Source organism: Shewanella sp. NKUCC06_TVS, from assembly GCF_019345515.1.
Classification (GTDB): domain Bacteria; phylum Pseudomonadota; class Gammaproteobacteria; order Enterobacterales; family Shewanellaceae; genus Shewanella; species Shewanella oncorhynchi.
The window spans coordinates 1-934 of sequence record NZ_JAHKQX010000037.1 but is presented as its reverse complement, the minus strand read 5'-3'; the positions used below and the strand labels follow the sequence as shown (position 1 = coordinate 934).

The 934-nt window shown below is 43.4% G+C and carries 2 tRNA genes and 2 rRNA genes; all 4 read right to left on the bottom strand.

Annotation, left to right across the window (positions count from 1 at the left end):
- Nucleotides 1-86: ribosomal RNA gene (locus KO531_RS22180) — 23S ribosomal RNA — on the bottom strand; the annotation flags it as partial.
- Between the two features lie 362 nt (nt 87-448).
- Nucleotides 449-524: transfer RNA gene (locus KO531_RS22175), tRNA-Ala, on the bottom strand.
- A gap of 138 nt (nt 525-662) precedes the next feature.
- Nucleotides 663-739 (bottom strand) — tRNA-Ile (locus KO531_RS22170).
- Between the two features lie 99 nt (nt 740-838).
- A 16S ribosomal RNA gene (locus tag KO531_RS22165) occupies nt 839-934 on the bottom strand; the annotation flags it as partial.

The window sequence follows — 934 nt, the reverse complement described above, 5'->3', positions numbered from 1 at the left end:
GCTCGCCAACGCTTTTCGCAAGTTACTACGTCCTTCATCGCCTCTGACTGCCAAGGCATCCACCGTATACGCTTAGTCGCTTAACCATACAACCCAAATGAGTTTCACTCATCTGCGTCGCATTGCGACCAGCTTGGTTTTACTTGTCTCACTTCTGACCAAAGAAGTGGACGCGCCTTAGACGTAAACTATGCAACTAAGCATAATTTACTATTGAATATTCAAGACACTTAATAAAGTGTTTGAGAACTCATGTTCAATGCTTTCGCATTAAACGTTTTGTAATTAATCACATGACAGACTCATGCAATTAAATACTATCAGCTTTCCAAATTGTTAAAGAGCGGGCTTAAAAAAGCCAAAGATAATTTTTAAGTTTATCTTTGGCATCTCTATCCATAATGCATATGCCTTATTACTTTGCAATAAAGTCAGAATAAGGTGTAAATGGTGGAGCTATGCGGGATCGAACCGCAGACCTCCTGCGTGCAAGGCAGGCGCTCTCCCAGCTGAGCTATAGCCCCATTTACATGCAGTGCGAGTAAGTAAGATGTTCCAAACCTCTAAAAGGATTGGTTTGCCAAATCGAGTTATCCGCGGCAAATTAACGCGACGTTTAGTTCACTAAACGAGTGTTAATTTAACAAAGGATAACGAAGATTTGGTGGGTCAGAGTGGACTTGAACCACCGACCTCACCCTTATCAGGGGTGCGCTCTAACCAGCTGAGCTACAGACCCATCTTTGATAAACCTATTTAACTAGGTCCATCTTTTACTCTTTCTTCTATCAAGCAAATCTGTGTGAACACTCAACAAACATTAAGTTAGTCGTATAGGTAAGGAGGTGATCCAGCCCCAGGTTCCCCTAGGGCTACCTTGTTACGACTTCACCCCAGTCATGAACCACAAAGTGGTGAGCGCCCCCCCGAAGGT